The sequence below is a fragment of the Legionella lytica genome (genome assembly GCF_023921225.1).
GTDB lineage: Bacteria > Pseudomonadota > Gammaproteobacteria > Legionellales > Legionellaceae > Legionella > Legionella lytica.
In genome coordinates this window covers 905,009-931,113 of the sequence record NZ_CP071527.1, presented here as the reverse complement: position 1 = coordinate 931,113, position 26,105 = coordinate 905,009, and the positions used below count along the sequence as shown (strand labels likewise).

The window sequence follows — 26,105 nt, the reverse complement described above, 5'->3', positions numbered from 1 at the left end:
TTATGTACTTTACAGTGAATGACAATGAATTGGATGCGCTCAGTGGGCTTTCATATATACAGCAAATAACCTACATAAGAGGTATTCGACCTTACATGGATCGCAATACCTTCATAGTAGGGATTAAACGACGTATTAGTTACCAATCGCTAGCTGAGGTTCTTTATATTGAACCCCATCAAGGCATTACAGAATCTGGGAGTCCTAGCCGCCAGCAAATTCGACGAGCCGTTAAAGGTCTTGAACGCTCCGGTCTTATTGTCATTCAGTCTTTCGATAAACATCTTATTTTAAAATGTCTTCTGGCGGATATCAGTTATTGTGTCCAAAATAAACCCGGCACAAACCCGACACAGCAAGCCGACACAAAGCCGTATGCAAAACTCCCTGTAAATACAGGGTATTCTGAAGGTGTAAAGGAAAAAGCCGACACAGATGAAATCCTAAAAGCCGACACACCTCTAATAGAAGAAAATAATTATATTTATTTATTACAACGCTTCGACCATTTCTGGGGTATGTACCCCGAGAAAAAGTCACGTGAACGTGCCTTTGAAATCTTTAAACAAATCAATCCAGATGAGCCTTTGCTGCAAAGCATGCTGCAAGCCCTGGATCAACAAATCAAAACCCGTACAGCAAAAGAAGCCCATGGGGAATGGGTTCCAGCATGGAAATTTCCAGCCAATTGGTTGTCTCAAAAATGTTGGGAAGATGAAGTCAAAGTCGAATTAACGCAGGAGAAAAGGAATGAGAAGTGCGGCACAAATACTAAGAGCGGAGCCATTGATCCATTCTGGAACCCAGAAACAGGAGACGCAGCAATCACCGATGAAGACGAATACAAGCAGTCAAACGTCATCAACCTGCAATGCTACCGACAGTAGAAAAAAATGTATTGAAAACTTGTTTACTCGCTTTGCAGTTTACTACGGACATTTGTGGCGCAGTCAGTTCAAGAGCGATGGTTTTTTGGAGTTTGCCAAGAAGGAGTGGCTGGAAGGCTTAAGTCAATTCAGTGATGAGATTTTGAATCAGGTCATTATTGATTGCCGAGATCATTGCGAAATGCCTCCTACCCTGCCGCAAATGATTGGATTTTGTCGTGATATTAAAAGACGAAATTCTTTTAATGTCGTACCAGAAAAATATCAACCAGCCAGCAAAGAAGTGGTTGAAGAGAATATCAGGCAGTGCAAAGCCTATTTATTTAAATAATAGAAGGAGAAGCAATATGTTGGTTTTAACAAGAAAAGTTGGGGAATCTGTTGTTATCAGTGAGGAAGTTTACTGCACTGTAGTGGGTTATCGTGATGGTGAAGTTCGCCTTGCTTTCGATGCCCCTCAATCAATTCCTGTTCACCGTGATGAAATCCAAAGACGTATTTATCGAGAACGCCAAAAAGATCAATGGTTCAGCGACTCTCCTTCCAATAAGGAAAGCATTGTTGACCGTTTAATTAGCAAATTCAAACACGGCTTGAAGTCAGCATAAAAACATCGAGGATTATTCGTATGAAAGCACAAGAAGAACAAGGGATAACGGTTAAAGACCGCGCCCGTGAAAAGCTAAGGCGTGATTTGGGTGGCATGATTGAACAGGCGCTAAGTGATCCTAAAACCGTTGAAATTATGCTCAATGCGGATGGCAAACTTTGGCAGGAACGTCTTGGTGAAACAATGCGTTGTATAGGTAGTATCAATGACGCTCGTGCTGAATCCATCATTAAAACTGTTGCAGGCTTTCATGGTAAGGAAATAACCCGTTTTAATCCGATACTGGAAGGTGAGCTGCCACTGGATGGATCACGTTTTGCAGGGCAGCTGCCACCAGTGGTCTCAAAGCCAACATTTGCAATTCGTAAAAAAGCCATTTCGGTTTTTACACTGGACGACTACGTAAAATCAGAAATTATGACAGAAGCACAATGTGCAGTGATTAAAAAAGCTGTTATTGCACATCGAAACATTCTAGTTATTGGTGGCACGGGGTCTGGGAAAACTACATTAGTGAACGCCATTATCAATGAAATGGTTCGAAGTTCACCATCCGAGCGCGTCTTCATCATTGAAGATACTGGTGAAATTCAATGTGCAGCTGAGAATTGCGTTCAATATCACACTACTCTTGATGTCAATATTACCCAGCTTTTGAAAACCACACTTAGGATGCGGCCAGATCGAATCCTTGTCGGTGAAGTGCGAGGCAGTGAAGCATTGGATTTACTCGATGCCTGGAATACTGGTCATGAGGGTGGTGCTGCCACTTTGCATGCCAATAACTGTCTTGCAGGACTTCATCGTTTGAAATCACTGATTACTCGTAACCCCGCAGCACCTGCTGAAATTGAACCTTTGATTGGTGAAACGGTTCATTGTGTGGTGCATATCACAAGAACACCGCAAGGACGCAGAGTTGAAGAAATCATATCGGTTAAAGGGTATGAAAACGGTCATTACAACATCGAACAACTTATTTAAGGAGAATAGGTATGAACCAAGCAGTTAATATAAATTATCGAAGTCTATTGATGATGGGAGCGATTGTTTTATTGCTTCTGTTAATAACACACCCTGCATGTGCATCTAGCGCAGGTGGAGGATTACCTTTTGACTCGTATCTGACCAAAATACAAAAATCCATAACAGGCCCATTTGCATTTACCGCAGCAATTATTGGTTTGGTTGGCGCAGGAGCCACGCTGATTTTTGGTGGTGAAATGAATGGCTTTTTGCGAACCCTTCTCTTTATTGTACTGGTGCTTGCATTCTTAGTTGCAGCACAAAATACCATGACAGCAATTACAGGCAAAGGAGCCGAAATTGCTAAACCTTCAGTCTCAAAAATAGCTATGGAGACACAGCCATGAGTCTTCGCACCATTCCTATACGCAGATGTGGTAACCGCCCAAGTCTTTTTATGGGTGGTGACCGCGAGCTGGTTATGTTCTCAGGTTTACTGTCAGCAATCTTAGTATTCGCAGCTCAGGATTGGCTTGCCGCTATTTTTGGTTTTGCCCTTTGGTTTTTATCTTTAAAAGGTCTAAGGCTTATGGCAAAGGCTGATCCTTATATGAGAGCAGTTTATCTGAGACAAAGAGGCTATCAGGCATATTACCCAGCTCGTTCAACCCCTTTTCGTAATAATAAAGGGGGTTATTTATGATCCAGTTCATTACCTTTTTAATCAGTATCACGGGGCTATTGCTATTAGGTATTTTGTTTAGCACAGCTCAAATGAAAAGTCGTAAACATCATGTCAAAAAACATCGAAGTCATACAGCAGGATTGGTTGATTTACTGAATTATGCGGCAGTTGTCGATGATGGCGTAATTATCGGTAAAAATGGATCGTTTATGGCAGCCTGGCTTTATCAAGGTGAGGATATTGCCAACACTACCGATGAAGCGCGTGAAATGATGGCTTTTCGAATCAATCAGGCAATGTCCTCTATGGGTAATGGCTGGATGATTCATGTAGATGCCATAAGACGTGCTGCTCCTAGTTATAGTGAGTCTAGTGCTTCATACTTCCCCGATCTCGTGTCGAAGGCTGTTGACGAGGAAAGAAGGCAATACTTTGAAAGTATTGGTGCTTTGTATGAAGGTTATTTTGTTATCACCCTAACCTGGTATCCACCTGTATTGGCTCAAAAGCGTTTTGTTGAATTGATGTTTGATGATTCAGGGGAGAAATTAAACCACAAAGAAAAAACCCATCAATTAATTGAAACATTCAAGCAATCATGCAGAAACTTTGAATCTCGTATGAGCGCTGCGCTTCACCTCGAAAGGTTAGGCTCAGAAATATTCATCAATGAAAACAATAAAGTCACTCAGGATAACTTTTTAAGACACATTCAATATTGTGTCACAGGGATTAACCACCCCGTAAATCTGCCTAAAAATCCAATTTATCTGGATGCACTCATAGGTGGTCAGGAATTAATTCCAGGTATAACACCCAAAATTGGCCGAAAGTTCATTCAATGTGTTGCTATTGAAGGATTCCCCATGGAATCTTACCCAGGTATTTTAACGCTGTTGACTCAATTGCCTGTGGAATATCGCTGGAACTCTCGCTTCATATTCATGGATCCCCATGAAGCTGTAGCTCATTTCACTAAGTTCCGTAAAAAGTGGAAACAAAAGGTCAGAGGCTTTTTTGACCAAATGTTTAATACCAGCTCCGGTATCGTTGATGAAGATGCACTCAGCATGGTTAATGACGCGCAAGCAGCCATTGCCGAAACCAATTCAGGAATGGTGGGTCAAGGCTACTATACATCCGTCGTTGTATTAATGGATGAGGATAGAACGAGCGTTGAGAAAGCCGCCCTATTTATTGAAAAGAATATCAACGCTTTAGGCTTTAGCGCACGAACAGAAACCATTAATACTATGGATGCCTACATGGGTAGTCTACCAGGCCATGGTGTTGAAAACATCAGAAGACCTCTGATGAATACCATGAATCTGGCAGACTTGTTGCCAACATCCAGCATTTGGACAGGTGAAAATAAAGCACCCTGTCCCCTGTTTCCACCTCAATCACCGCCTCTGCTTCACTGTGTCACCAGTGGTAATGCGCCATTTCGTTTGAATCTTCATGTCAGAGACTTAGGTCACGGCATTATGTTTGGTCCAACACGCTCTGGGAAATCAACCCATCTTGGTTTATTGGCATTGTCCTGGCGTCGATATAAAGATGCACGTATTTATTCTTTTGATAAAGGCATGTCTATGTATCCAACCTGTAAGGCAACAGGTGGGGAGCATTTCACTATCGCAGGCAAAGACTCTCGCCTTGCCTTTGCGCCCTTGCAGTTTTTAGAAACTAAAGCGGATAGAGCCTGGGCTATGGAGTGGATTGATACGATTCTAGCTTTGAATGGTTTGAATACCACACCAGCTCAGCGCAATGAAATCGGTCATGCCATTCTAAGCATGCATCAAAGTAGCTCTAAAACCTTATCAGAATTTGTCATGACGATTCAGGATGAACCCATCAGAGAAACATTAAAGCAGTACACTATTGATGGTTTGATGGGACATTTATTGGATGCAGAAAGTGATGGGCTTGGTTTGTCTTCCTTTATGACTTTTGAAATCGAGCATTTAATGGGCTTAGGTGAAAAATTTGCATTGCCTGTGTTGCTTTATCTCTTTAGGCGGATTGAAACCTCATTAGATGGTCGCCCCACCTTAATCTTGCTTGATGAAGCCTGGTTAATGCTGGCGCATCCTGTGTTTAAAAACAAGATTGCTGAATGGCTTGATTCCATGGCTAAGAAAAACTGTGTGGTGTTTATGGCAACCCAACATTTATCTCATGCAGCCAACTCTGGAATCTTAGATATTATTGTTGAATCAACTGCCACTAAAATCTTTTTACCCAATCTGTATGCAAGAGATCCTGAGACCCGACTCATTTATGAGCGCATGAGCTTAAATCCACGCCAGATAGACATCATAGCATCTGCTCAACCCAAGCGTGATTACTACTACGTCAGTGAAAAAGGCCAAAGACTTTATCAATTGGCGTTAGGACCTTATGCCTTGGCGTTTGTTGGTGCAACAGATCCCGATTCGATTGCGCGTATGAAGCAATTAGAATCGAAGTATGAAAGTGAGTGGGTCTCTCAATGGCTTTCAGAAAAAGGTATTCCTTTGGCTCAGTACGGAGAAGCAGCATGAAAAAAAGTATAACGAATAACCCTTATCTCAACGCCAGACGCGCCTGGAATGTTCATACCGCAGGACTGATGAAATCACTACACCTTTGGCAATTGGTGGGATTAGGTAGTCTGTTAATCGCATTGGCGGCTGTTGGTGGGCTCATCGCGATAGGTAGCCAATCCAAATTTATCCCTTTGGTGTTTCAACAAGATGCCAATGGCAATACCTTATCAGTTACCCGTGCTGATAAGGTTGGTGAGGCAAGCATTGATGATTATCGTGCTGCAGCTGCTCATTTTATTGAAAACGTTCGCATGGTAAGCCTTGATACCGAACTGCAAAAGAAAGCAGTTTTTCAGGTGTATTCCTATTTAAATGCCAATGATGCGGCTTTGGCCAAGATTCAAGAGTTCTACAGCGACAAACAGCAATCTAATCCCTTTGAAAGAGCTGCCTTTGAGATTGTGAGCATAGACATTCGTTCAGTGCTTCAAGAGTCCGATGAGACCTGGCAAGTCGACTGGATTGAAACGGTGAGAAATCGTGATGGATCGCTTAAAGAAAAGCCTCGCATGATGAAAGCGATGATTACTCTGTATCAAGAGAATGAAATCAATGATGCCACCAGTGAATCCATTTTAAAAAATCCCCACCTGATTTATGTGCGTGATTTTAACTGGTCCTACGAATTAAAGCATGGAGAACAGCAATGAAAAGAATAATGCAGGTATTTTGTTTATTAACACCGCTCACAAGTTTTGCATTGGATAACACTATTCTGGCCGAGCATTATTTTTCGGATACTGTACCCATGCTATCGAGTCAGGAAAAACAAGGTTTAGATATTGCGGAGCGTACACAACAAGGAGAAAAAACAAGTATACCCTTTGCTTCTGCTGATGGTTCAGTCAGTTTTATTTATGGATCAGGGCAAATTAGGGTAGTTTGTGCCCCTTTACAAGTGTGTGATATTGCCCTTCAACCAGGTGAGCAATTTAACGACATGAACGTCGGTGACCCACGCTTTGTTGTTGAACCATCTCTCACAGGATCTGGGGCACTGCAACAAATCCATCTGCTAATAAAACCTAAAGATGTAGGGCTTGATTCTTCTTTGGTAGTCACCACAGACAGAAGAACATATCACTTTAGATTAAAGTCAGATAGAACCGAATTTATGCCTTACATTTCGTTTACTTATCCTGATGAAGCTAAAGCCAAATGGCAGTTACTACAACGCATCCAGGCTGAAAGACGAAAAGTAGATACCTTACCAGAAACCAATGAATATCTAGGCGATCTTAACTTCAATTATCGCATTCAAGGCAATGCCCGATTTAAGCCAGTTAGAGTTTATAACAATGGCGTCAAAACGATTATTGAGATGCCAAGAACCATGGCTCAAAGTGAAGCGCCCGCGCTGCTAGTTTTAAGAAGTCGAGGGCTATTTAAAAAATCAGAGTCCGTCATGGTCAATTATCGCCTTCAGGGTTGTCGTTACATCGTGGATGGTGTTTTTGATAAAGCCGTATTGGTTATCGGCAGCGGTTCCTCTCAAGAAAAAATTACGATTACAAGGTGCTGAAGATGAAAGAATTAAGTGTTTTACTGCTCGCTGTCTTGTTATCAAGCTGTGCCAGCATGCGTTATGGCAATTTCACCCAAATGCCTCAGGGTAAAGATGCTTATTTGGCGGCAGATGCAGCCACTCAATTAATCCGAGTCTATCCACCTGCTCAAAATACATTTTGTATTGGTCAGGCAGTCAACGATGGCTTTGGCTTAAGTCTTATTCAAAACTTGAGAAAAAAGGGCTATGGCATCAATGAAAATCAATGCCCTAAGAATAAAGCTAATTTTTTCTACGTTCTTGATGAGCTTAAACCTCAAAGTTACAGAATAAGCCTTTTTGTAGGAATACAAACATTGAGCCGGCTGTATGCAAAAAACAATGAAAATATCATCCCTGTCAGCGCATGGACTCATAAGGAGTAGAACGATGAATCGAAATAATGATTATTTGTCACCAGACAATTCACCGCAAAAGCTTCAAACCACAGGTGTAAAACGAGTAAATAATGTGCCACTCATAATTGCAATTGGTATTTTAACTCTTTTTGTGGTGCTCATCGCATTAGTTGCCAATAAACGGGCTAATGCGCAAAACCAGCCATCAGAAATAGTAAAGGTTAAGAACCCTAAGAAAAATACCATGAGCCTTGCCAATGATGTGGTAGGAAATCATAAAACAGCAGTGATTCCTTCCCAGAGTGACACGATAGCTAATAATGAAACAGGTCCTTTGCCCATTCCTGAACAACTTCCTCATCAAGAAGATACTCTGACACAAGAGGTATCTGAAGCTGAAATCGAGCGTATTCGTCAGGAAAAAACTCAAGAATTTGAAGAGGCTGTCAAAGCTAAGTCATCCGTAATGGTCGATAACCCACGATTAAATAATCGCGACACTACTAAAACATCTATGAATAGCACTGAGATGACATTAAACATCGACCCTTCATCAGCATTTAAAGAGCAGCTCGCATTATTACAAGGAAGACAGGCCAAACCTATGCCACAAACATTAGGTGGCGAGGAAAATGAAATGCGTTGGCATTTAAATTCAACGCTGCAAAATCCAAACAGTCGATACGAACTAAGAGCTGGCAGCGTGATTCCAGGGGTAATGATTAGTGGTATTTCTTCAGAATTACCAGGCCAAATCATCGCTCAAGTATCACAAAACGTATATGACACCGCTACCGGAAAATATCTTTTAATACCTCAAGGAACGAAGATATTGGGACTTTATTCCAGTGATGTCCCTTTTGGTCAGTCTTCCGTATTAGTGGCTTGGCAACGCCTAGTGTTTCCAGACAGTAAAGCTTTGGATATTGGGTCTATGCCGGGTGCTGATAGTGCTGGATATGGTGGTTTTCGCGATCAGGTAGATCATCATTATGCGCGAATTTATGGTTCAGCGCTTTTAATGTCAGGCATTATTGCGGGTATTACTTATAGCCAAAATACCAATCAATCTAACCAATTGGGTTACGCTCAGCCCACAGCTGGCAGTGTGATGAGTCAGGCTTTAGGGCAACAGTTGGGCGAGGTTACTTCGCAACTGGTTTCAAAAAACCTGAATGTGTCTCCTACTATCAATGTCCGTCCAGGTTATCGTTTCAATATCATCGTAGTGAAAGATTTAACGTTTAAACAATCATATAAGCAATTTGCTTATCAATGAAGGAGAGCATTATGAAATTTAAATCCATGATTATTTATTGCTTTGCTTTACCAGTATTCGCGGGTGGTGCGCCTGTGTTTGACATTGCGAACTGGATTCAAAATGGAAAAATGATTGCAACTCAGCTTAGCGAGTATAAAACGCAAGTCGATCAATACAAAAATCAGATGGATCAATATCAAAACATGTTAGACAACACCAAATCACTGACTTCCTTTGAATGGGATAATGCCAACTCGGTTATTAATAATTTGCTGGAGTCGACTGATACCATTGATTACTACAAGCAGGAAGCTGGCAGCCTCCAAGGGTATCTTGACCGATTCCAAAGTCAGGAATACTACCAAAAGACCCCGTGTTTTAATGGCACGGGTCAATGTTCTGCTGAAGAACTTAGAAAAATCAAACAAAGCAGATTAGCGGCTTCTGTTGCTGAAAAACGCTCCAATGATGCCATGCTCAAAGGGATTGATAAACAACAACAGAGCTTAAAAAATGATTCTGCAAAGCTGCGTACGTTGCAATCTCAAGCACAAAGTGCTGCAGGCCAAAAACAGGCTCTCCAAGCCGCTTCTCAATTAGCAAGTAATCAATCCCATCAATTGCTCCAAATCAGAGGCGTGTTATTGGCGCAACAAAATGCACAGGCAGTCAAAGATGCAGCAAGTGCCAATAAGGAAGCGATACAGACTGCAGGAGATGAGCATTTCAGATCTGGGGCATACCATAAAAGCTCAGGGAAAAAATGGTAATCCATCATAAAAAGGAGAGGAAATGAAAATTTTATGTTTATCAATTTTGGTTCTTACTTGTGTCCTGTCAGGTTGCGACAGTGCTGAAACCACAGCTCAAAAAAAAGCTGATCATTTGGCTTCGCTAAGATGTGACAGTTCAAGAGAAGGTCGTACTAAAGAAGAACTCCAAGCGATTGGCGATGCATGTTTCCGAGGGGGTAGTTATTCCAAAAGTTCTGGCAAAAAGTGGTGATGGTATGAATAAAAAAATAACTCCCTATTTTATTCTTTTTTGCTTACTTGGGTTTTCTGCTTGCTGCCATGCTCAGGGGCATGGCATGGATAGTCGTGATTTGCTGGATAATATTTTACAACGGTTTGCCAGCACATCCGCGCTATGGAGCAAAACCATGTTGAGTTATGCCAGATATCTGTTCTGGTCTTTGGCATTAATCAGTATGGTGTGGACTTACGGCTTGATGGCATTGCGAAAAGCAGACATTCAAGAATTCTTGAGCGAAACGGTACGATTTTTTGTGGTTGTCGGTTTTTTCTATTGGATTTTAGACAATGGACCTGCAATTGCAAAAGCAATCATAGACTCCATGCGGCAACTTGCAGCAAAGGCTTCTGGAATTAATGAGCATGTCTCTCCTTCTGATATTGTGGATGTTGGGTTTGATATTGTCTCAAAAGCTATAGACAGTTCATCCATCTGGTCCCCTGCAGCAACTACAGTTGGTTTGCTCGTTGCCGGGGTCATTCTGATTATTCTAGCTTTAGTCAGTATTAACATGCTCATTATCTTAATCACCGCCTGGATCTTAACCTATGGTGGCATTGTTTTATTAGGGTTTGGTGGTGGCCGTTGGACGCAGGATATTGCGATTAACTACTACAAAACCGTATTGGGTATCGCATTGCAAGCTTTTGCCATGATTTTGATTATTGGTATCGGTAAATCTTTTGTAGATCAATATTACGCAGCGATGTCTGAAAACATCATGCTTAAAGAAATGTTTGTCATGCTGGTTGTTGCCGTACTGTTATTGGTTCTTATTGACAAAATTCCGCCTGCTTTAGCTGGCATTGTGTCCGGAGGTGGTTCTGGCGGTGGACTCGGTCTTGGTGGAGCTATGGGAGCCGCTGGAATTGCAGGTGCTGCCATGGCAGGCGCAGCAGGCACCGCACTTGCCCAAAGTGGTGGTGGATTATCCGCACTTAATGCCGCGTTTAAAGCAGCCAGTCAATCAACCAATTCTGGTGAAACAAGTACACTGTCAGGAATGGATAAAGGTTCCAGAACTGGTGGTTTAGCTGAAGCAATGGGAACTGCTGCCAAATTTGCAGGTTCATTTGGGCAACATTTAGCCTCAGGCACTATGGATGTTGCTCGCGAGAAAGCGAATTCAATTAAAGAATCGATTGCTGAGAAAATCGCGGACACAACGGGTGGTAAAATTGCGGAGGCAATACAAAGTAATGCGAATTCATCCACTTCTGAATCACAAGAATCCAATGCGCAAAATATTTTATCCATGGGCACGCCTGCGGGTAGCCTTAGTTCAGGAGTTGAAGCTTCAGATGAGGTGAGCCAATTTGTGAACCAAAAGGCATCTGGAGAGAGCCAATGAGCCAAAACAAACCTAATAAAGCTATAGGTCCTCAAGTCAGAGAAAAAAATCACGGCAAGATAAATAGAACGTTAGTCTTATTAGTGATTTGCTCTTTCTTATTCAGCATGCAAATTGGAACTCAGTTTTTCGCGCATCAATTTCACTATACTGATGCCCTTGGAGGGGCATTTGCACCTATTTATATGCCTTGGCAGATTTTTATCTGGGCTATTAAGTATCAACCCTATTACCCAGATTCTTTTAATGCTGCCTTTGGCCTCATTGTTATGATGGGTTGTCTGTTTTTAATGATGATAGTGTTGGCCTCCAAGTATTTTAAAAAGAACAATGTGAGTGACTACCTCCATGGTTCAGCCAGATGGGCTAATTGGGAGGACTTAAACAATGCAAGCCTCATTGGACATGATGAAGGAGTTTATGTTGGCGCGTTTGAAGATGACAAAGGAGCAATTCATTATCTACGCCATAATGGGCCAGAGCATGTTTTAACTTATGCACCAACGCGCTCAGGCAAAGGTGTTGGTCTTGTGATTCCCACCCTTCTATCGTGGAAACATTCTTGCGTCATCACTGATTTAAAAGGCGAGCTTTGGGCAATGACTGCTGGATGGAGGCAGAAACATGCTACCAACAAGGTCATTCGATTTGAACCTGCAACGTTAAAAGGAAGCGCACGCTGGAACCCTCTGGATGAAATAAGAGTAAGTACGGAATCAGAGGTGGGTGACGTACAAAATTTGGCAACACTTGTGGTTGATCCCGATGGTAAGGGGTTGGAAACCCACTGGCAGAAAACCTCTCAAGCCCTTCTAGTTGGTTTTATTCTACATGCGATTTATAAACTGAACAACCAGGGAGAGCCAGCCACATTTCCTAACATTGACCGCATGCTGGTTGATCCCAATATTAACATTGCTGACCTGCTCATTGAAATGACCCAATACCCGCATGTTGAGGGTAAAACCCATCCTGTTATATCAGCCTCGGCTCGTGACATGATAGATAGACCGGAAGAAGAAGCAGGCTCTGTGTTATCTACTTTAAAATCTTATCTGGCGTTATATCGCGATCCAGTGGTTGCGCATAACGTATCTGCATCAGATTTTTGTATCCGCGATTTAATGAATCATGAAAATCCCGTGAGCCTCTATATCGTTACTCAACCCAATGACAAGGCAAGGCTTCAGCCTCTGGTTAGAGTCATGATAAATATGATAGTGAGACTATTGGCCGACAGAATGGAATTTGAGCGTGTGTCCGATGACAAAGGATTATCTTATGTTAGTGCTAAAAAAACGTATAAACATCGACTGCTTTGCATGATTGATGAATTTCCAAGCCTTGGGAAACTCGACATACTACAAGAGTCATTAGCTTTTGTTGCCGGCTATGGTTTAAAGTTTTACTTAATTTGTCAGGACATTAATCAGCTTAAAAGCCGTGAACGAGGCTATGGCCCCGATGAAACCATCACTTCAAATTGTCATATCCAAAATGCTTATCCTCCCAACAGAGTTGAAACCGCAGAACATCTGTCCAAGCTGACAGGTCAAACAACTATTGTTAAAGAACACATTACCACCAGTGGCAAACGCTTTTCTACGTTCTTAAATCAAATATCAAAAACCGTTCAGGAAATATCAAGACCTCTTTTAACGATTGATGAGTGTCTACGTATGCCAGGACCTAAAAAAGATGCTAATGGCCTGATTATTGAGGCTGGGGATATGGTTGTATATGCAGCGGGCTTCCCTGCTATTTATGGTAAACAACCTCTTTACTTTAAAGATCCGATCTTCATGGCAAGAGCATCCGTTGAGGCTCCTGTCCACTCAGATATTTTACGTACTCGTTTAAGTGAAGATGAGGTCATCAGGTTATGAAAAAACTGTCAGCCATCATCTCTATTTTCTTGATCAGCCTTATTGTTGTAGGCACACTATTTCATGCCATGGGTTTTAGGATAAACCTGACTGAATCCATTCCTATAGGCTTATATCGCGTTACCAGCGAAGCCCCTATCAAAAATACTTATGTGATTTTTTGTCCTGATAACAGAGAGTCATTTGGGTTAGCGAGGGATAGAGGTTATATAGACCATGGTCTTTACTGTGATGGATATGGTTACTTAATGAAAAAAGTGGTGGCTGTTTCTGGCGATATCCTCTCTGTGACCAATAAAGGGGTATTTGTTAATCACATACTAACCCCCTATTCAAAACCAAAACTACAGGATGGGATGAAGCGTGACTTACCTCAATGGCAAGTAATGAATTACCAACTCCAAAAAGATGAAGTGATGACTATGACCAGTCAAAGCGAATGGTCATTTGATGGTCGATATTATGGTCTTGTTCATACGAAACAAATCAAAGGAATGATCACACCCATATGGGTTATTAATAAACGGGGGAATACACATGAGTCATGAAACCGAGTTAATGGATGTGATTTCAGAAAAATACGAGGATTTAGTAATCCCTGGCTTTCTTGTCGAAGTCAGTCCAATAGAAGCTGAAATCATGGGCGCATTTTTTGAAGATGCACTCAATGAAGAAGATGCGATGGAGGCCATGTATGACTAAAATACCCTACCATCAAGTTGTTGCCAATCAAATTATTGAAAGCCTGAAAGCAGGAACCGCTCCCTGGTTGAAACCATGGGAGCCAGGTATAGGCAATGGTCAAGTTCCATATAATCCGATCACAGGAAAGCGTTATCGAGGAATTAATGCATTGTATTTAATGCTGAACCAAAGTGATGACAACCGTTGGTTAACCTACAAGCAAGCACAAAATATGGACGGGCAAGTTCGCAAGGGAGAAAAAGGTACCACAATCCAATATTGGAAATTTCATGAAGAACAAACCAAACACGATGATGCTGGTAAACCTGTGCTTGATGTGCATGGTAATCCATTAAAAGTGCAGGTGAATCTTGAACGACCTAAGGTATTTTATGCAACGGTATTTCATGCTTCTCAAATTGATAATATGCCAGAGCTTAATGCAAAAGAGTCTGATTGGTCCTTAATTGAAAGAGCAGAAAAGCTATTACATAAATCTGGCGCCAACATTGAACACTCTGAAGCAGACAGAGCTTTTTACAGATTATCGACTGATAGCATCCATCTTCCACCAAAAGAGCAATTTAAATCCGCAGCGAACTACTATGCTACTGCTTTGCATGAACTAGGACATTGGAGTGGTCATCCCTCAAGATTGGATAGAGATTTAGGCCATCCCTTTGATGCAAAAGAAGAATTGAGAGCAGAAATTGCAAGCATGCTGTTAGGTGCCGAACTTGGTATAGGCCATGATCCATCGCAACACACTGCTTATATCAAATCATGGATTCGTGTTTTGGAAAATGAGCCCCTCGAAATCTTCAAAGCTTCTGCGGACGCTGAAAAGATAGTCAATCACATCTGTGCTCTTGATCAAGTTCAGGAAATACAGCAGGCACAGCGGATAAACATCAGAGAAGACAGCGCCATTGAGAGAGCCGTTATGGAAAATAAACAACACACCACTGAAAAGATCTGGCTAAGCATTCCCTTCAAAGACAAAGAAACCGCAAAAACCCAGACAGGCAAACTGCCCGATGGCACCGCGGCCATCGCCTGGGATAAAGCCCAGAAATGCTGGTATGCAAATCCCGGTGTCCCTTTAGATACAATCAAGACATGGCTACCCAATCCACAAGCATTAGCTCAAGACAAAGCCATCTCACCAGAAGATGAGTTCAAAGAAGCGCTGATTAGCATGGGAGCAATCGCCACAGGCAAACACCCCATCATGGACAGCAAGCCGCATCGAATCGAAATGGATGGAGATAAACAAGGTGAAAAGGCTGGATTCTACGTGGCACATTTAGATGGCATCCCGGCTGGCTACATCAAAAACAATCGTACAGGGGAAGAACTGAAATGGAAGAGCAAAGGCTATATCTTAACTGATGAACAAAAGGCTACCCTTAAGTCCCAAGCCCTGCAGAATCAAAAAAATCGGGAACTTAAGGTTGAAGAATTACAAAGAACTACGGCAGTCAGGCTTAAGGAAAAGCTATCCCTGATGAACGAGTTAACCGAACCCACGCCTTACCTGACAGCCAAAGGAATTCAGGTTCACTCCGGTATCTACACTGATGAGGACAAGCGCTTAACCTACATCCCTGCCACCGACATTGAGGGTAACGTATGGACAGTTCAGTATATTGCCGAGGATGGTACAAAACGCTTTGCCAAAAATGCAAGAAAAGAAGGCTGTTTTCATGTCCTGGGAGGTCTGGATAAACTAGTCAATGTCCCTGTGATCGTCATCGCTGAAGGCTATGCCACCGCCGCAACCATAAAACAGGCCACAGAATTACCAGCCGTTGTATCAGCATTAGACTCAGGCAACCTCAAAGCAGTCGCCAAAACCTTGCATGAAAAATACCCCCATATCCCAATCATAATTGCCGCTGATGACGATAAGCATCTAGAGCTAAGCAAGGGCGTGAACCCGGGCAAAGAAAAGGCCACAGAAGCTGCCAAGGCCGTCAATGGCCTGATTATCCTTCCTACCTTTGCGCCTGGCGAACAGTCTGAAAACCCTAAAAAATTTAGCGATTTTAATGATATGGCCAGGCTTAGCCGTTTGGGCGTGGAGGTGTAAGACGACAGTTCAAGCCGAAAGTTGAAAAACTAGCTAAAAAACACAATCTGCCATGCTATTCATGGCGGGGTAATGTTGTTCACATCAGTTAAAATCAAGCTATAGAGATACATTAACGACTTTGATGCTTTTACAATAAGTTGCAAGATCTCATTCTGCTGAAAGATATTGCAACTTTGGAGTGGTTGAAATTTTGCTTGAAGTATAAAATCTATGAAGAAAACCATTTTAGATGACATTACTTTTGCTTAATTGCTTGCAATCTCAGTCTAAGAATGCTTGTTCAGTAAAAATCCATGCGTCAATTGCCCATCGTCCTCCGCCCCTAATCAACAAATAAATAGAAGCTAAAAGCATACACACATCCGTACGGATTTCGTGCATCATGCTCCAAAAACCATAACGTGAAAATTTGGCGACATGAAACATCCACCAGTCGTGTCCGAGCAGAATAGGTATTTTAGTTGAAATAATAGCCACTATCATAATAATAATTAGAGGGATAGCTGCCAGCCGAGTGACTAAACCCAATAGAATTAATAAACCACATGTTATTTCAGTTATTCCTACAAATGGCCCCATGATATCGGGGAAGGGAATTCCAATCTGGGCGAATCGCCCACTGCCTAAAATAGCGGGGAATATCAATTTCTGTATTCCTTCTGGAAGAAATACAAAACTCACCAAGAGCCTGATTAAAATAGTTACTGAAGAATCTTCTGTTTTTATCAAACTCCATTGTAATTTTCGAAATTCCATTCGTTACATTTCCTTTTTTATGGTCGTTATGAAAAACAGTTGCAAAAATTATCGTTTAGTATGGAGGAGATATTGGTTTCTGTGCAACCTCATCATTTAATGATATTTTTATTGTAGACTTTGCCTCTTGAGACTAAATTATTATAAACAGCTATTCCTATTGAATAGAAGAGAAAAGCCCCTGTGCTAATGGAGAAATCATTGATTGACCAAAAGTATAAAAAGGAACGGGTAACCATAACGAGCATTTTTCTGATTTTTTTAAAATTGGGATGCATTAGCTTTGGTGGTCCCATAGCGCATCTTGGTTATTTCCGTGATGAGTTTGTAGGTCGATTAAAATGGCTGAGTGACCATGCCTATGCTGATTTGGTTGCATTATGTCAATTTTTGCCAGGACCAGCGAGTAGCCAAGTGGGTATTGCACTTGGCCTGTCAAAAGGTGGCGTTCGAGGTGCCATAGCTGCCTGGCTTGGATTTACTCTACCTTCTGCTTTGCTGATGGTGATATTTGGCCTTGCTCTTATCAAGATGGGTATTCATGATAATCCTCCCTGGATTCATGGTTTGAAAGTAGTTGCTGTGGCAGTTGTTGCTCAAGCACTTTGGGGCATGAGCGTTTCTTTATGTCCTGACAAAACAAGAGCAAGCCTTGCAGTGTTGGCTTGCATTGGTTCAAGCATCATTCCTTATGCCAGTGGACAAATAGCGATGATAGTGCTTGGCGGTCTTTTTGGTTTGTTTTTTCTTTCTCCTGAAAAATCACTTCCTACCAGTGAGTTGAGAATTAATCTTAGTAGACGCACAGGGATTATTGTGTTGCTTACTTTTTTTATTTTACTCACTTTGCTACCGATTTTGTCTTTTTATATCGCAAGCTATCCTATGCAATTATTTGAATCCTTTTATCGAGCTGGTTCTTTGGTCTTTGGTGGGGGACATGTGGTTTTACCTCTGTTGCAAGCCAAGGTTGTTCCGAATGGTTGGGTCGATAACTCTCTTTTTCTTGCAGGATATGGGGCTGCTCAAGCTCTACCTGGGCCTCTTTTTACATTCGCAGCATTCCTTGGTGCGGTGTCGACAAGCACACCAAATGGATGGCTTGGCGCGAGCATTGCCTTAGTTGCTATCTTTTTGCCTTCATTTTTATTGATAATTGGAGCATTACCTTTATGGGCAAACCTGCGCCAACATCCTTCCATGCAAAGAGCCATACTGGGAATAAACGCATCAGTGGTAGGTTTGTTATTAACCGCATTTTACCAACCCGTTTGGACCAGTGCTATTTTTTCGTTAAATGATTATTTGTTAGCAATGACTGCTTTTCTTTTGCTCCAATTTTGGCGGGTTCCAGCATGGATTGTTGTCCTTTTTTGTGCAGTATCGGCCGGATTAGGATGGCATTAAACCAGATTAATAATTGTTTATCTAATCGAATAACTCTTAACTTTTTATCACTTCACTTGTTTACGTATTAGTTTTACAAATACTATTTCGTGAAGTTGCTCAGAAAGTGGAAATACATATTGATGAATTAGGGGGGAAATATAAATTATGATGCTTGCAGAAAGCAAAGCAACAATAGCACCTCCTAACATATCAAAAGGAAAATGCACACCCACATAAATACGAGCCCAACCAACCAAAAAAGACGACAATACAAGTATAAAACTTGTTATAGCTTCCGTTGATTCCCGCCACAGATAAACGAAACAAATAGCACAGAGAGCTGTAAAGTGATCACTGGGAAATGAACTATCTGGGGCATGAGGAAGGTAAGTATGTCCAATACCCAACATAAATGGTCGCGGATGAAACCATAGGAGACTAATTCCCCAATTAATGAGTAATGCAAATAAACTAGCGCCAAATGCTAAAAATAGAGTATAGCGCTTTTTTGAGTCACCTAGTACCCATATGAACACAAGCCCTATCACAATAAAAAAGACGAGATATTTCGCGGTAAAAATACCAACCCACAACTGATAGTTGGATATGTTTTCACTGGCATTAATTTGATGAAACCAATTGAAGTTTAGATGCTCCATTTTAGACTTAACCTCCTCATTATTTTTCTTTAGTGAAGACAACATTGATGAAAAAGGTAGAAATTACAAAACTGACCAAAGTTTCCCACTACTCCTTTCACCAGTTTTTCAGGAAAATATAAAACTAATATTAGCCCTGCCATTAAAAGTTATTCGGCCAAAAAACAATCAAATCTTTTCTCCGAAAATGGATTGGGGCGTAAATTTTGCGAGGTCATAAATATGTAATTCCTTTTCAATCGCTTCTACTTGGGACACCATCCCATCAAATCCATCTTTACCGAATCGTTTATGCTCTTCTTCTTCAAATTGCTCACCCATTTCCTGGTATTCGCTGTCTGAAACAATAGCCTTGAAAGCGGGGAACAGAACCGTATCCTCTCTTGCCGCATGTGACTCATACATGTTAATGAATTGATATAAGACTTCGATAAAATTCTTATTATGGGATTTAAAGTGTTTCGAACTTGATGCTTCTAAAATGTAATCGGTTAATTTCCTTCCTGCCTGATGCTGAATTTTAAGGGTGCTTACCAAATCAACCAGCCGACCTTTCTTTTCAAACCGTGGAAACAGAAAATTTTCTTCAAGTTTTTCATGATACTCTTCAATAAAATGCCGAATGATGGTGGCTGATTTATTAATAAGGGCAGGATTTAACTCCTGTTTTTCATTCATTCGATGAATGGCTTCCCGATAAATAAGAATGATGCGGCGCAGGATACCATGCTCCCTCATTAAGTCCTCATTAGGGGAGACTTCTTCTTCCTCTTTTTTATCAAGATTGAGGATTGGGCTTGCTAAAAGCAGGGGGCTGGCTATTAATGAGCCACCAACCACTAGAGCCGCTTTTTTAAGAAAATTTCGGCGATTTAATAGCTCAGATGACATCTATAGTTTCCTCCTTAAAAATAATGATAAGCAACTCATCGTAAGATGATTACTTTGACACAAATTAACAGTAGAGGTCAAAAGACTCTAATACTGATGCCCCTTCAAAGAAGCCATTTAGCCTAAAAATTACCATCGCACATGGTTATCAGGTTTGAGTCTTTCCCGCTCCAACTGATCATGTGCATGATCCTGCAATAACACTTCACCTCGTTCGGCGAACTGAACCACATCGAGTTGGGACAGGTCTCGCATGCCGTTTTGATTTTCGGCCGGCGAGCTGCGTCGAGCACGGTGAGAGTTGGGCTTTGTTCTTGTTTTGCCTCGCTTTTTTCTGCCTCTTGCTCCAACAGTTTCATCGTTTGCAGCAATTCTTCTTCCATGGCCATATCGGTTTCGTCTTGGATGTTCATTATCAGTCCCCTGTTTGAGTTTAATTCGTTGGGCTTCCACATCCGGATCAGCAAAGGTGATTGGCAGGTTGTGTTGGATCACGATTTGCAGGATGATTTTTTTAAATAGCGGTGAGCCGTTGACCCGAATGCAATTGCCGTATTGTCGTTGAGCCATTTCTAGCGCCTTTTTTAATGAGTCAATAAAAGCGCCTCTGGAAATTTTGATTTCATGGCCATTATTTCTGATGACCGTTTTGCCATATTTGTATATTTCTGTACCTTCCTTGGTGATTGAATCAAGAATATTAAAATCGGCTGAAGCAGTATCTGCCCTGCCCCCGGATATGGAGTATTTGCCTTTGTTCTTTCGATTTTGAGAACGCATTGCGGTCAAAGCATCTTGATCACCATTCTCTGCCTTATACCTCAACCAATCAGCCCAAGTTCGATTTTGATGTCCATCAATATGCTGTTGGCGTTGAGCGGAATAGTTGTTGCGGATTTTCGCAATCTCCTCCAGGAGAGTCTTGCTGATTTGCCCATACAGAATTTTTTTCTGAATGCTCGGCATCCTCATTAATTTCAAGGCCTTTCGTTTTAACCTGGCTCGCTTTTTGACTTTTTCAATGGCACAGATCTTGGCTGTCCGCAGGTTTTTGAGCTTGTCTGCAAGGATGGTTTTGTTATTAAGCCGTTCATCACGATAACGGGCATATAGCTCGGAATTAGATTGGGTCTTATTAAGCGGTTCATAACGATAAGTGTTTTGCGAAGCAGTCTTAGCTTGAAATGAGACGGGTATAAATTCCCCCAGTTTGGCCAGCAGGTTCTTTTTGGAAAAATTACGGGAAACAGAACTGGCTTTAACTATAAGTCCCTTCTTGTCACAGAAAACAAATCCATTAGCTCTGAGTTTTATGGTTAGGCTATGCGCTTCCAATATTCGGTGTAACTCATACCAGCTCGCAGCTGCCTCCATTTGATCCTTGCAATGGCGTTTCATCCAGTTGATCAAGCTTTCTATACCGGCATGCTGTTCCATATCATCGGCTATATTTTCCGACCGTCCTTTTCGAGTTTGATGGTTGGTTGTTTGCAGTCCAAACTCAATTTCCAGGCAGGTGGCCACTTCAGCGAATGTTCTGTAGGCTCTGTATGGCTCAATCATGTTGAAGGTTTTAGGATGGATTTTATTGATGGCAACATGGATGTGAAGATTATCCGTGTCGTGGTGGATGGTACTGATTCTTTTGTGCTCTTTAAACCCAATAGAGGACACAACCCGATCTTCGATAGTATTCAACAGATTATCAGACAGGATTTCCCCTGAGGCGAAGGAGATCAATAAGTGATATGTTTTGTCTGCGGTAGCCCGTTGATTTTTGGCCTGAGTCGCCAATATTTCCTGAACAGCCCAGGCCGGATCGATGCTGTTACAATTAGTCAGGCTAATCTTGCCCACCCGTTCCTGTTTATCCTGGGGATCAGTGATGTATTGAACGAGACCGGCAAAGCTACTTAACCGCGCTGTCTTCATAGGGATATGACGAATAATCATAACTTTTTCACCACATCGAACATAGCTTCCTGCAACACCCTGATTTTCTTGAGCAGCGTCATTACCGTAGCATAGTCAAAATGGGCAACACGCTTATCCTGAGTCAACCAGAGTTTTAACAAGCCACCAAGCCTGCCAACATCGGCATTGATTTTGGCAAGCTGAAGAATATGGTCTTTATCTATAGCGCTTTGCAACTGGTAACCAAGGCTGATTCGTCTTAAATATTCGGCAATCGACAAACCAACACTGGCGGCATTGGCTTTAATTTGTTTTTCTTCATTGGGAAGAACTGGCACACGGAGATGGCGCCCGTTTTTTCGAGTGGGGGATTTGCTTTTATCGTCCATAAGGATGCTGACCTCTTAATAAAGTGGTTATGCAATCCTTTGGGTATTGATTTGACCTCAAAACACAGGTTTTTCGTTGAGCACCGAAGGTGCGAATAAGATTTGTGAAGTTTGGTAGCCAGCCTGCTGGTTAGCTAACTTCACCTATCTTGCCCTGCGTTTTAAGTTCATCTAATAGCATACTATCAGGTAATTTTATGTAATTTCAAGGCTATTTGTTTTAAAACCAAATTAATTTCTAATAATTACCAATAATTACGATAAATTACATATTTATGCGTTTAATAGGATATTTAATTACGCCAAAAGGAAATAAAATAACTTAACTCATTGCACGGCAACAAAATAATTTGTACCATCAGAAAGAGAATAATAATAAGTTGATGGTATGACATGGGAAACTCCCTCAGCGAACGAATCGCAGCAAAGCAAATGTTAAGAAAAGCCTCTGCTAAATCTGTAAATAAAGCCGCATTTCTTGCATTAAAAAATGATATCGCTTCAGCGCTAGCTGACGGCTGGTCTATAAAGCTTGTCTGGGAAACATTAGTTGAGGAAGGCAAAATCTCATTTTCATATAAAACTTTTTGTGGCTATGTAGCACGTTTGATTGCTGCAGAAAAAAAGCCATCTATGCAGGAAAACACCAAGGAAGATGAAAAGGCTAAAAGTAAAACAAAAACTGAAATTCGCGGTTTTACTTTTAATCCCAAACCCAACTTGGAGGAACTCTTGTAATGGCAAAAATACATATCACACTGCAGGGAAAAGGCGGTGTCGGCAAATCATTTATTTCAGCAACAACCGCACAATACAAACAACACAAAGGTCACACTCCGCTGTGTATTGACACCGACCCTATCAATTCAACCTTTCATGGCTTTAAGGCTCTAAACGTCGATCATATTCAAGTTATGAGTGGTGATGAAATTAACCCCCGTCTTTTTGATGCTCTCATTGAAAAAATTGCCTCCACAACCAATGATGTAGTCATTGACAACGGTGCCAGTTCTTTTGTACCGCTATCTCATTACCTCATCAGCAACCAAGTTCCCGCGTTGTTAAAGGAACTAGGCCATGAAATGGTGATTCATACTGTCATCACCGGAGGCCAGGCTTTATTCGATACCATTAATGGCTTTGCACAACTGATTGACCAGTTTGCAAATGAAGCTCAGTTTGTAGTCTGGCTCAATCCCTATTGGGGAGCCATAGAGCATGAAGGAAAAGCATTTGAACAACTGAAAGCCTACCGAGATAATAAAGACAGAATATCAGCCTTGATTCAAATCCCCGATCTAAAAAAAGAAACATACGGCAGAGATCTAACCGAAATGCTTCAACAAAAGCTGACCTTCGATGAAGTCCTGGCTACGCCAGAGAAAAGCATTATGACCCGTCAACGTTTAAAAATCGTTCGCGATCAACTATTTGAACAGCTGGATAGCGCCAGGGTGATCTAATGTCAGAGAAACTTGATAAAATCGTTCAAGACATCGCTGTCAAACATGGTGTACTTTTGGGTAAAGATGATCCAATCCTCATGCTTCAGACTATGAATGAACAACTGATTGAGGAAAATCGAAAAGCCCAACAGGATCTGCTGAGACTGTTCCAAGAGGAAATGGAAGACATTTCCTCACGATGGAAAGATGATGCCAAAGAAAAATCTGAAAAGGTTCTCAATGCGGCATTGGCTAGTAGTAAAGAAGCAATAACCAGATTGCTGCATGAATCTACTAAAGAATCGGTTCAAACTATTAAAAAATTGATCTCCGACTCATTGAATGAAGCCCAATTCTTAACGCAAAGGACACAAAAATTCAGTCGGGTAGCATTGGTATCATCTGCCACATTTTTTATTGCCTCTTGTATGATTTTCTTATTCTGTACGAAAATGCTGTAATGTAATTGTGTTTTACTTTGGTATTGACTAGTAAATACTGACTTGAGGCCACTAATTTGGCCTCAAATTATTTGTTTGGTACGATTTAATTTATTTGCCCCGTCAAACGAAAAATCTGCTAATCAAACCATTGGTTAATGATAATAATCCACTATTTGACTTAGTTTATAAATGTAACATGCTCCATGAACAAGTAAGACGATACCAGTTGAATTATCCATAATGTAATTTCTTACTTATAACTTCATCATAAAGTGCATTTCTTCTTTATTAGGTGACTATCCTTCTATCAATATATCCAAATTATAATTCACTGATATGATGAGAGCTTAAATCAGGTAATTTTACTCCATCATAAGACATTAAAGTCATCATGCCACTTTCTTGATGATAGAGCATATGACAATGCATCATCCAATTTCCGGGATTATCACTATCAAATTGAACTTTAACCGTAGACTTAGGCAGTACTAAAACAGTGTCTCTCATAGCCCCATTTGATAATTGTTTTCCATCAATTTCAGTCACCTGAAACACGTGCCCATGTAAATGCATGGGATGCGCCATCGCGGTTTTATTGACAAATACCATCTCTATTCGTTTATTGGGGGCTACAAGTAAGGGCTTAATCTCAGGCCAGGCTTGTTTGTTTATAGTCCAGGAATAAGGCCTCATTGCTCCCTCCAAATTGACAGTCAATGTCTGTCCTGGATTCATTTTCTTAAGTGGTGCGAGAGCATGAAGCTTAAATTCCTGATCATAGTTTAAAGCACCAGCTGTATTCTTTGTTGTTTCTGATAGCGTGTTTATTTTTGTTTTATCTGTCGTTAGAATTAATCCGGTTTGCATTGATGTGCCCTCTCCTTGAGCAAGAATAGGATAAGTTCCTCCTTGTTTAGGAATTGTGACTAACACATCCATGCGTTGTCCCACAGCCAACTGAAACTCAGTGCCATTAAACGGTGTTATTTTTTGCCCATCAGCAGCAATCGCTTGAGCTTCCAAGGCTCCCGTGTTTACAAAAAAATTAGTCATTGCAGAACCTGCAATCAGACGAAGACGAACTATTTGCCCCGGAGTTACAGTGACAATTTCTGGATTTTTTAGCGTATGATAATTGGTAAGAAACGCATCATAAGTCACATCATTCAAATCAGCGGCAGGTTTATCCATTTTCATCGAATCCATGTTCGCCATGGCGTTGTGATTCATATGAGCATCAGAATGAGTCATGTTTCCTTTTTTTAATTCAGAAAAAATAGCCTCTGGAGATTTGTAACTGAAATCGCCAATAAATAACGTGACTTGTTTCGTTGTTTTGTCCTCTTGCGGTTCGCTAATGACAAACGGTGCGGATAGAAATTGTTGCACCTGTAGGTCATGATGTGAATGCATCCAGTATGTTCCTGATTGCTTGAGTTTGAACCGATAATGATATTCGCCACCGGGAGGAATAGGCTGTTGTGTTACATAAGGAACCCCATCCTGATTATTAGGTACTATAAGACCATGCCAGTGGATTACAGTAGGCTTGTCTGTTGTGTTTTTTACCACTGCATCAAAAAAGTCCCCCTCCACGCCATGATAACCCCAGGTGCCATCAGGCTGCTCGATACGAAACAGTTGTGTTTTTTTACCATCTACCGTAATAGGGTATTTTTTGATAGTTAACACAGTCGATTGTACAGTTTCCTTAGCTAAAACAGTCCCAGCACAGGCCATTAGGATACCGCCTACAATGAGGCGGCTTGGTGAAGTATTAAGCATAATCATCCTTTTAGAAACGATATTATTGGTTTTGTTTGAGTTCAGCACTGTATGGAACACGAATCTGAGCTATGATTTTTTGCATTTTTGCAAAGTTAGCGAGTGAACCCTCTTTGTCGTTAGCATCGCCTGTTTTATCCAAACGCTTTGCTAACTCATCAATGTAGCCCATTTGCTTTTTGACCGTTGTAAGTTGCACTTGAGATAAGGACTGACTTAAAGGCAGTAAACTATTCATGAGCTCGTTAATGGCAAAGGCATGATGATGTATTTCACCTAACTGGTTGTTGGTAATTGCATCATTGATATCAGATAATTCTTTATCGACAGCCTGCCAAATTGCTGGAATGGTTGTAGGCTTTTGAGTTTTTTCATCGCCATGCGCGTAAAGTGCGGGACTTAATAAACAAAACAACACGGCAGCATGCATCATTTTTTTTACCACAGACAATGTACCCGTCATAATACGTCTCAT

General features: G+C 41.3%; 28 protein-coding genes and 1 pseudogene. 22 read left to right on the top strand and 7 right to left on the bottom strand.

The window, feature by feature from the left end; genetic code table 11:
* Positions 1 to 2 precede the first annotated feature (2 nt).
* The 18 genes and pseudogenes from J2N86_RS04165 (at position 3) to J2N86_RS04080 (ending at position 16,048) form a co-directional block, all read left to right on the top strand.
* Positions 3 to 887 (top strand): hypothetical protein, encoded by an 885-nt coding sequence (locus J2N86_RS04165; protein ID WP_252581122.1) that lies wholly within the window; start codon positions 3 to 5, stop codon positions 885 to 887.
* A 19-nt stretch (positions 888 to 906) separates the two neighbouring features.
* Positions 907 to 1,218 (top strand): vir region protein, encoded by a 312-nt coding sequence (locus tag J2N86_RS04160; protein WP_018576444.1) that lies wholly within the window; start codon positions 907 to 909, stop codon positions 1,216 to 1,218.
* 16 nt (positions 1,219 to 1,234) lie between these two features.
* Complete coding sequence (gene csrA / locus J2N86_RS04155) at positions 1,235 to 1,495, top strand: carbon storage regulator CsrA (protein WP_018576443.1); 261 nt, start codon at positions 1,235 to 1,237, stop codon at positions 1,493 to 1,495.
* A gap of 20 nt (positions 1,496 to 1,515) precedes the next feature.
* A complete protein-coding gene (gene trbB, locus J2N86_RS04150) occupies positions 1,516 to 2,481 on the top strand; it encodes a P-type conjugative transfer ATPase TrbB (RefSeq protein ID WP_252581121.1) in 966 nt (321 codons plus the stop codon).
* An 11-nt stretch (positions 2,482 to 2,492) separates the two neighbouring features.
* On the top strand, positions 2,493 to 2,870 hold the full coding sequence (locus tag J2N86_RS04145) for a TrbC/VirB2 family protein (RefSeq protein ID WP_289781843.1): 378 nt from the start codon (positions 2,493 to 2,495) through the stop codon (positions 2,868 to 2,870).
* A complete protein-coding gene (locus J2N86_RS04140; protein WP_038839093.1) occupies positions 2,867 to 3,166 on the top strand; it encodes a conjugal transfer protein TrbD in 300 nt (99 codons plus the stop codon). Before J2N86_RS04145 ends, J2N86_RS04140 begins: the two co-directional genes overlap by 4 nt.
* Positions 3,163 to 5,697: a VirB4 family type IV secretion/conjugal transfer ATPase gene (locus J2N86_RS04135; RefSeq protein ID WP_252581120.1), complete on the top strand. Its 2,535-nt coding sequence runs from the start codon at positions 3,163 to 3,165 to the stop codon at positions 5,695 to 5,697. The genes J2N86_RS04140 and J2N86_RS04135 overlap by 4 nt, the downstream gene beginning before the upstream one ends.
* Positions 5,694 to 6,392 (top strand): conjugal transfer protein TrbF, encoded by a 699-nt coding sequence (locus tag J2N86_RS04130; RefSeq protein ID WP_252581119.1) that lies wholly within the window; start codon positions 5,694 to 5,696, stop codon positions 6,390 to 6,392. The genes J2N86_RS04135 and J2N86_RS04130 overlap by 4 nt, the downstream gene beginning before the upstream one ends.
* Positions 6,389 to 7,264 (top strand): P-type conjugative transfer protein TrbG, encoded by an 876-nt coding sequence (trbG, locus tag J2N86_RS04125; RefSeq protein ID WP_252581118.1) that lies wholly within the window; start codon positions 6,389 to 6,391, stop codon positions 7,262 to 7,264. Before J2N86_RS04130 ends, trbG begins: the two co-directional genes overlap by 4 nt.
* 2 nt (positions 7,265 to 7,266) lie before the next feature.
* Positions 7,267 to 7,674: a conjugal transfer protein TrbH gene (locus J2N86_RS04120; RefSeq protein ID WP_252581117.1), complete on the top strand. Its 408-nt coding sequence runs from the start codon at positions 7,267 to 7,269 to the stop codon at positions 7,672 to 7,674.
* Positions 7,675 to 7,678: 4 nt separating this feature from the next.
* The gene (locus J2N86_RS04115) at positions 7,679 to 8,926 is read left to right on the top strand and encodes a TrbI/VirB10 family protein (RefSeq protein WP_252581116.1); all 1,248 of its coding nucleotides are present in this window, start codon (positions 7,679 to 7,681) and stop codon (positions 8,924 to 8,926) included.
* Positions 8,927 to 8,937: 11 nt separating this feature from the next.
* A complete protein-coding gene (gene trbJ, locus J2N86_RS04110) occupies positions 8,938 to 9,678 on the top strand; it encodes a P-type conjugative transfer protein TrbJ (protein WP_252581115.1) in 741 nt (246 codons plus the stop codon).
* A 22-nt stretch (positions 9,679 to 9,700) separates the two neighbouring features.
* On the top strand, positions 9,701 to 9,913 hold the full coding sequence (locus tag J2N86_RS04105) for a hypothetical protein (protein ID WP_252581114.1): 213 nt from the start codon (positions 9,701 to 9,703) through the stop codon (positions 9,911 to 9,913).
* Between the two features lie 4 nt (positions 9,914 to 9,917).
* Complete coding sequence (trbL, locus tag J2N86_RS04100; RefSeq protein WP_252581113.1) at positions 9,918 to 11,294, top strand: P-type conjugative transfer protein TrbL; 1,377 nt, start codon at positions 9,918 to 9,920, stop codon at positions 11,292 to 11,294.
* Positions 11,291 to 13,180 carry a type IV secretory system conjugative DNA transfer family protein gene (locus J2N86_RS04095; RefSeq protein WP_252581112.1) on the top strand — a complete coding sequence of 630 codons (1,890 nt, stop codon included), beginning with the start codon at positions 11,291 to 11,293 and terminating at the stop codon, positions 13,178 to 13,180. The genes trbL and J2N86_RS04095 overlap by 4 nt, the downstream gene beginning before the upstream one ends.
* Complete coding sequence (gene traF / locus J2N86_RS04090) at positions 13,177 to 13,728, top strand: conjugative transfer signal peptidase TraF (RefSeq protein WP_252581111.1); 552 nt, start codon at positions 13,177 to 13,179, stop codon at positions 13,726 to 13,728. The genes J2N86_RS04095 and traF overlap by 4 nt, the downstream gene beginning before the upstream one ends.
* The gene (locus J2N86_RS04085; protein ID WP_199737858.1) at positions 13,718 to 13,882 is read left to right on the top strand and encodes a hypothetical protein; all 165 of its coding nucleotides are present in this window, start codon (positions 13,718 to 13,720) and stop codon (positions 13,880 to 13,882) included. Before traF ends, J2N86_RS04085 begins: the two co-directional genes overlap by 11 nt.
* Positions 13,875 to 16,048 (top strand): annotated as a pseudogene (locus J2N86_RS04080) (zincin-like metallopeptidase domain-containing protein). Before J2N86_RS04085 ends, J2N86_RS04080 begins: the two are co-directional and overlap by 8 nt.
* Positions 16,049 to 16,220: 172 nt before the next feature.
* Here J2N86_RS04080 and J2N86_RS04075 read toward each other — a convergent pair.
* Positions 16,221 to 16,715, bottom strand: a complete 495-nt coding sequence (locus tag J2N86_RS04075) for a DoxX family protein (protein ID WP_127057519.1) — start codon at positions 16,713 to 16,715, stop codon at positions 16,221 to 16,223.
* A 201-nt stretch (positions 16,716 to 16,916) separates the two neighbouring features.
* On the opposite strand from J2N86_RS04075, the gene chrA reads away from it, so the two are divergent.
* Positions 16,917 to 18,122, top strand: a complete 1,206-nt coding sequence (gene chrA, locus J2N86_RS04070; protein ID WP_233588864.1) for a chromate efflux transporter — start codon at positions 16,917 to 16,919, stop codon at positions 18,120 to 18,122.
* 47 nt (positions 18,123 to 18,169) lie between these two features.
* On the opposite strand, the gene J2N86_RS04065 is transcribed toward chrA, so the two are convergent.
* The 4 genes from J2N86_RS04065 to traJ form a co-directional block, all read right to left on the bottom strand.
* Complete coding sequence (locus J2N86_RS04065; RefSeq protein WP_158616438.1) at positions 18,170 to 18,763, bottom strand: undecaprenyl-diphosphatase; 594 nt, start codon at positions 18,761 to 18,763, stop codon at positions 18,170 to 18,172.
* A 168-nt stretch (positions 18,764 to 18,931) separates the two neighbouring features.
* Positions 18,932 to 19,654, bottom strand: a complete 723-nt coding sequence (locus J2N86_RS04060) for a hemerythrin domain-containing protein (RefSeq protein ID WP_127057522.1) — start codon at positions 19,652 to 19,654, stop codon at positions 18,932 to 18,934.
* Positions 19,655 to 19,783: 129 nt separating this feature from the next.
* On the bottom strand, positions 19,784 to 21,607 hold the full coding sequence (gene traI / locus J2N86_RS04055; protein ID WP_127057523.1) for a TraI/MobA(P) family conjugative relaxase: 1,824 nt from the start codon (positions 21,605 to 21,607) through the stop codon (positions 19,784 to 19,786).
* A complete protein-coding gene (gene traJ, locus J2N86_RS04050; RefSeq protein WP_127057524.1) occupies positions 21,604 to 21,957 on the bottom strand; it encodes a conjugal transfer transcriptional regulator TraJ in 354 nt (117 codons plus the stop codon). Before traJ ends, traI begins: the two co-directional genes overlap by 4 nt.
* A 393-nt stretch (positions 21,958 to 22,350) precedes the next feature.
* Between traJ and J2N86_RS04045 the strand changes: the two genes are divergently transcribed.
* Genes J2N86_RS04045 through J2N86_RS04035 form a run of 3 tightly spaced genes read left to right on the top strand, consistent with a single transcriptional unit; the run spans position 22,351 to position 23,863 of the window.
* On the top strand, positions 22,351 to 22,695 hold the full coding sequence (locus J2N86_RS04045; RefSeq protein WP_059428716.1) for a TraK family protein: 345 nt from the start codon (positions 22,351 to 22,353) through the stop codon (positions 22,693 to 22,695).
* Positions 22,695 to 23,420, top strand: a complete 726-nt coding sequence (locus J2N86_RS04040; protein WP_059428715.1) for an ArsA-related P-loop ATPase — start codon at positions 22,695 to 22,697, stop codon at positions 23,418 to 23,420. The genes J2N86_RS04045 and J2N86_RS04040 overlap by 1 nt, the downstream gene beginning before the upstream one ends.
* Positions 23,420 to 23,863, top strand: coding sequence for a conjugal transfer protein TraM (locus J2N86_RS04035; protein ID WP_059428714.1), 444 nt, complete (start codon positions 23,420 to 23,422; stop codon positions 23,861 to 23,863). Before J2N86_RS04040 ends, J2N86_RS04035 begins: the two co-directional genes overlap by 1 nt.
* A 303-nt stretch (positions 23,864 to 24,166) precedes the next feature.
* On the opposite strand, the gene J2N86_RS04030 is transcribed toward J2N86_RS04035, so the two are convergent.
* Together J2N86_RS04030 and J2N86_RS04025 are read right to left on the bottom strand one after the other, a co-directional pair.
* Positions 24,167 to 25,630, bottom strand: coding sequence for a multicopper oxidase family protein (locus J2N86_RS04030; protein ID WP_233588865.1), 1,464 nt, complete (start codon positions 25,628 to 25,630; stop codon positions 24,167 to 24,169).
* A gap of 22 nt (positions 25,631 to 25,652) precedes the next feature.
* Positions 25,653 to 26,105 carry a hypothetical protein gene (locus tag J2N86_RS04025; RefSeq protein WP_059428266.1) on the bottom strand — a complete coding sequence of 151 codons (453 nt, stop codon included), beginning with the start codon at positions 26,103 to 26,105 and terminating at the stop codon, positions 25,653 to 25,655.